Source organism: Bacteroidota bacterium, from assembly GCA_018692315.1.
In the GTDB taxonomy this organism is placed as follows: Bacteria; Bacteroidota; Bacteroidia; order Bacteroidales; family JABHKC01; genus JABHKC01.
Genome location: JABHKC010000082.1, coordinates 1 through 6,121, shown reverse-complemented (window position 1 = coordinate 6,121; position 6,121 = coordinate 1). Strand labels below are relative to the sequence as shown.

Below are 6,121 nucleotides of genomic sequence, written 5' to 3'. Positions count from 1 at the left end.
TTCTCTAATTCTAATCATTGAATGCAATTGAGCACGAAGTTCTGTAGGTTCGATTGGTTTTGTGAGAAAGGCATCGGCTCCTGCGTTAAAACCTTTTATTCTGCTGTCAACATCAGTTTTATATGCGGTAATGAGAATAACCGGAATATTTGCCAAAATAGTATCGGATTTTAGTTTCATGCAGACCTCATATCCGTCCATGTCAGGCATTACAATATCAAGCAAAATTACTTTTGGATTTATTTCTTTTGCAATTTTTAATCCTTCGATTCCAGAACTACAGGTTATTACATTGAAGTTCGGAAAATTAATGTTGACGATACTTTTTAGTGCTAACAAATTAATTTTATTATCGTCTATTATTAGTATTTTATTCATGACATGAGCTTTATGGTTAACTCAATTTTGTTATAAAGACCTAACAGAATAATTGAGATTTTATTTGTTCATTCAACAAAATATTTATTTCAAGATACAAATCATTATTTATCTTATTAAAAGTAAGTATGTTTTGATATGGTTGCAAATTATTTTGTCAAATAATGCTTATTAGTAAAAATAAAATTAATATTCTTTAAGTATCAGAATATCAGAGCTGTATGTTGTAAAATGCAAATGTGTTAATAATTTTAGTCATATTTGTATTAAATTCAAATTTGACAGATCTGCATTTTATTATGCTTCAACAATTTAAATTGAGTTGCAGCCCATGAAATGCTGAATGTCAAAAATAGTCAATATTTATATTTCATTAATATCTAAATATATGTAATAGTGAAGGATTATGGAATAAAAAAAGCCTGAATAAATTCAGGCTTTAGGTGGGGTTAAATAATTCAATAAACTCAAAAACGTTCTGCTATAAAGCTATGTTTTATGCAGAGGGAACAATAGTTTTATAAAAGAACAAATGAAAATTTTATGTTTAAGGATTGATCAACAAGGAAATCGCTGGGTAAAAAAGTTATTTCATTCAGCTCATTCAAAACATAATCTTTCAGCTCTTTGTTTATAAAATTAGATTTTTCTACTACAATTTTCCCTTCGCTATTTATCTTAAAACAAACATGTACACATCCTTCAATGCTATTTTCTAAAGCAAAAGTTGGATATTTAATCATTTCTTTTAAGATTTTGTTTACATTCGACTTTTTGGATACCGGAATTGGGTTTGGGCTATCGGCAGCAAATGCATAACTTAAACTCAAAAAACAAACAACTAAAAGGCTCATTACAATTTTTTTCATGGCAATAAAATTTTAAGGTTAATAATTTACAAACATGGCTTTACTAAAAGAGTGCCAAAGAATGAAACGAATTGAAAAACAGATATTTAACTTAGTTTGCAACAAAATATATCGATGTATTTTGTTCGATAATAAAGCAAGATTTGTTCGATAGCGTACACCAAAATAGTATAGATTATTGTATTAAATTCTATTTGGACTAAATTTTGATAATGCTATTTTTGTATCAAACATAAATTAATTGCTCATAGCTATAAACGCAATTTTTCACTGTTCCGATTCGAGTTTTGGAACTGCTGCACTAATTTCAAAATAGCGTACACTACCCCTGAAGAAGTTGTGGTAAAAGCCACTATATTGGAAATTGTTATGATAATTTTGGTTATCAAATGTTATTCTAAACGGCTTTCTTGTAAGATAATGATCATCAGTATTGCGAGGGTCATATTGAAAAAAGTCGCAATTTAGACTATGATTATTTATGTACGATAAAGAGCAAGGAGCTCATGTGAAAGGGCATAATCAAAGCTCATGTGGAGTTTGCCATGTCGGAAAATAGGATACATTTATGACAAATAAATATTTGCTTGTTTAAAAGTAATATTCCTTTTGGAGAAACAATTTGGCAAAATGGTGAATTTTATGAAAACAAATCAGCTCCAGATTTAATGCTCCTCAAATAAAAATTCATAACAAAAAATCTCAATCACTTCTACCTTCCTTTATCCCAAATGATGCTTCGATCATCTTTTTTGTGTTTCCGTTCGACATGATTATCAGATAATCGTTTTGCTCAATATTTACTCCTTCAGTAGGGTTTTTTAATAATTCTCGATTCCCAGAGTTATATTTGCTTATTCCAATCATCACGCAGTCGTAGGTTTTTTTCAGGTCGATGAACGATTGTAAATAGTCATGATTCAGGTACGGGTTTCCTGTGGTTACTTTATATTCCTGAATATCATAGTCGTCTTTGTCAATAGTGGTTGCCATTAAATCTTCGGTAATGTGTGCCACATCAGGTTCGAAAATATAGCTTGCTACAAGTTTTGAAGCAATTTCGTTTTTAGAAATCGCATAAGTTACACCGATAGCATGATAAGTTTCTTTCAAATCGGGCTTGTCAAGAGAAACAACAAACTTAATGTTTGAATAAAACTTTTTCAGATTTATTACCTGAACCAATGTTTCGGTATCGTCAGTAAAATTTATAAAAACCGAAGAGGCTTTTTCTATATTTATTTTTTTGAATGCCTCGAAGTTGTCATAATCAGAATAAAAAACGAAAACTTTTTCTCTTCCAAAAAGCTCATATATAGTTTCTACATCATTTTTATTGTTTGTAACAATTGCGACTTTCTTTTGAGCTTTAATTATTTGATCTGTAACTAAATGCCCAAATCTATCCCAAGCAAAAATAATGAAGTGATTTTCAAAATCGACACCAAAATGCCCATGTTTTTTACTTTCCATATAGTTCCTGATTTTATTTGTTAAATTTCCAATTAAATAGCCCAACAAGCCCAAACTGCTCAAAACAATAATGAGCCCAAGAATTTTTCCTGCAGGAGTTACCGGATAAAAATCGCCGTAGCCTACAGTTGTAAGCGTAATTACCGAATACCACAGGCCATCATAAATGTTTTTGATGTTAGAATTTGGATTGCTACTTTCAAATCTGACTAATTGCCAAATTAATATCAGATAAATGATTAGTAAAATCCATATAATATATTTTGTAAACTTAGCGTATTTCATTTCTTGAAATTGATTATTTAAGCAAACTAATTATTTAAAATTTGAATAACAGATTTTCTATCCTTTTCTAATTGCACTATCAATTGTTTTGAGTCCTCAAATCTTTTTTCGTTTCTTATTTTTTCAATAAAAATCAGTTTTATTTTCTTCATGTAAATATTTTCACGAAAATTGAATATATGAACTTCTATAGTTTTGATTTGCTCATTTTTTGAAAAAGTAGGGCGAGTTCCAATATTTAACATTCCGAAATATTTTTTTCCCTCAAGAAATGCTTCAACTGCATAAACTCCATTTTCAGGTAATAATTTATTTTCATCGTCAATTTTGATATTTGCAGTTGGAAAGCCCAATTTTCTGCCAATTTTATGTCCATCGGTAACTGTGCCATTTATGAAATATCTGTAGTTCAAATATTTTTTTGCACGGCTAAGATCTCCGCTTTTTAAAGTTTGCCGAATAAGTGTTGAACTAATAGTTTCGTTTTCGATTTTAATTTCTCCGAGTTTCTCAATTCTAAAATTAAAAATTGAAGCACATTTTTCAAGGTTTTGAAAATTGCCCTCCCTATTTTTCCCGAACCTGTGATTATATCCTACAATCAGTTGACTTATTCTTAGTTTTTTCACTAAAATATTTTCTATAAATTGGCAGGAAGTTAAATTCGCAAAATCAGCAGTGAAAGGAATAATAAGTAAATGATCAAGTCCAGATTTTTCTATAAGCTCAATTTTTTCATCGAATGAATTTAAAAGTTGCAGGTTTTTGTCGTGAGGATTAAAAAACAATCGTGGATGTGGAGAAAAAGTAATCAAAACTGTTTCGCCCTGAATTTCTGTTGCAATCTGCCGCAAACGATCCACAATGTGCATATGACCAATGTGCACGCCATCGAACATCCCTACTGAAACAACAGGATTCTTTGCAAAAAATTTATTCAAATCATTATGAATAATCATATTCAAATTACATTTTTTGCAAAAGTAAAAATGTAAATGGAATTATAAGGAATTTGAGCTGAAATTCGAATTTATTGGAAATAAAATCCTATGCGAATATTTATACTATTTAAGAAATATTTGGTTTTTATCTCACTATTGTCCCAATAATAATTTTCTATAGTTTCCAATTCCTGATACATATATGATATGCTAAATAGCCAAGCTGTTGAATTTGATGTGAAAACACGCACTCCGCAACCTAAATTGAACATATATCCTCCTTTTGTTTCAAAATCGTCTCGATCTTTCTCGAACGAAAAAGAATAACCACTTTGCAACATAAAGACGGGGCTAACTTTCTTATCGAAAACATAATATTTTGCATCTAAAAATAGTGGTATCACAGGAAAATTGAAACGTTCGATACCTGTCCCAATTCCCAGAGTTGTGTTGAACGGAAATTTGTAGGCATTCACCATCAAAAAGTTTAATGGAACTTCGAAATAATCATTATTATTAATTAGCAATCCAAAATCAGTATTGTTAACATAGCCCTTATCTTTTACTTTATATTTTTGAAGTTTAGGAATTTCTTCTTTAGCGATTCTATCTATTTCGCTTTGCTCGAAAACCCAAATATTTCTATCAGAGCATTTTATTTTGACATGCTCGTTAATTTTGTGTTCAATTATTTGTCCTCTAATCACTCCGCCATTTTTTAAATAAAGAACATCTTCTATCTCAGTTTGAGCATGACTTAATAAAGGAAGAAGTAAGGAAATAAATAATAATACCGGTACTATACTCAAATATTTTTTGTTCATAATCTTAATAATTAAGAATTAATTTATTTTTTTTAACTTTATAAAAATTTTGTAACAATATTAATAATTTTTTGTCATGGAAAAAAGTATTTTTAAATTTATTAAGCCCATTTTAATTTTAACCCTAATTATTCTATTTTTTGCCTGCAAAAATGGCATTTTCGAAGAACGAACTTTTATGGCTAATGTCCCAAAGTATCTTTCTTATGAAGAACTACGCAGTGCAGTTAAATCTGTGGATGAACAAACTCTTGTTAATCCTGGAAAGATTTATTTCAAAGACAACTATTTGTTTATAAATGATATTTTTAAAGGAATTCATATTATTGATAATTCTGATGTTTCAAATCCAGAGATAATTGCATTTATTGAAATTCCAGGGAATATTGACATTGCCATTAAAGACAACATTCTTTTTGCCGACAGTTATATAGATTTGGTTGCAATAGATATTTCCGATTTTTCGAATATTCATGAAGTAGCGAGAATTGAAGAAATTTTTATCTACGCAATGCCCGAATACGATTGGGAATATCCGCTGGCACAAATAGACGACCAAAAGGGTGTGATTGTCGATTGGGAGACAAAGGAAGTTACAGAAACACAAGAAGTTGATGGAAATTGGTTCGGAGGAAAAGAAATCATGTTGATGGATGCTACTGAAGCAAATTATTCCGGAGGTGGCGACAATCAGGCAAGTGTTGGAGTTGCTGGCTCGATGGCACGTTTCACAATTTTCGAAAATTATTTATATACTATAAACCAATCGGACATTTTGTTAGTTGCTATCGATGAGCCCACAAATCCTATGTCCGAAACCAAAGTTGCTGTCGAAAGAGATATTGAAACTTTGTTTGTTCTCGAAGATAAACTATTTATAGGATCAACTACAGGAATGATAATTTATGATTTGCAAAATGCTGCCTCTCCAAGTTTTATTTCCGAAATTACACATTTTACAAGTTGCGATCCGGTGGTTGTTGCAGGAGATTACGCATATGTAACTTTGCATTCAGGAAATCGTTGTGGAGGTTTTTCAAATCAATTAGATGTTATCAATATTAGCGATTTGTATATGCCTGTTTTGGAAGAAACTTACGAAATGTACAATCCCTTTGGTCTGGGAATCGATAATGGAACTTTATTTATTTGCGATGGCGATGCAGGCCTGAAAATTTATGATGCCAGCAATCCTCCATACGAAATTGACCAGCATTTGATTGCAAGCTACCCGGGCATAAATGCCTACGACATAATCCCATACAACAATATTGCCATGATGATAGGCGAAGATGGATTATATCAGTATGATTATAGCGAGTTGGATAGTTTGGTTTTGTTAAGTGAAATT

6 protein-coding genes are annotated in these 6,121 nt (G+C 30.6%); 1 reads left to right on the top strand and 5 read right to left on the bottom strand.

Going from position 1 to position 6,121, the window contains the following annotated elements:
• From HN894_06700 to HN894_06680, 5 genes are all read right to left on the bottom strand, one after another.
• Positions 1–378 (bottom strand): response regulator (locus tag HN894_06700; protein MBT7143010.1); only part of this gene is annotated, 378 nt, incomplete at its 3' end.
• A 518-nt stretch (positions 379–896) separates the two neighbouring features.
• Positions 897–1,247, bottom strand: coding sequence for a hypothetical protein (locus HN894_06695; protein MBT7143009.1), 351 nt, complete (start codon positions 1,245–1,247; stop codon positions 897–899).
• A 702-nt stretch (positions 1,248–1,949) separates the two neighbouring features.
• The gene (locus tag HN894_06690; protein MBT7143008.1) at positions 1,950–3,005 is read right to left on the bottom strand and encodes a TrkA family potassium uptake protein; all 1,056 of its coding nucleotides are present in this window, start codon (positions 3,003–3,005) and stop codon (positions 1,950–1,952) included.
• A gap of 26 nt (positions 3,006–3,031) precedes the next feature.
• The gene (locus HN894_06685; GenBank protein MBT7143007.1) at positions 3,032–3,964 is read right to left on the bottom strand and encodes a bifunctional riboflavin kinase/FAD synthetase; all 933 of its coding nucleotides are present in this window, start codon (positions 3,962–3,964) and stop codon (positions 3,032–3,034) included.
• Positions 3,965–4,035: 71 nt separating this feature from the next.
• Complete coding sequence (locus HN894_06680) at positions 4,036–4,770, bottom strand: hypothetical protein (GenBank protein MBT7143006.1); 735 nt, start codon at positions 4,768–4,770, stop codon at positions 4,036–4,038.
• Positions 4,771–4,846: 76 nt separating this feature from the next.
• On the opposite strand from HN894_06680, the gene HN894_06675 reads away from it, so the two are divergent.
• A partial coding sequence (locus HN894_06675; GenBank protein ID MBT7143005.1) for a hypothetical protein occupies positions 4,847–6,121 on the top strand: 1,275 nt, incomplete at its 3' end.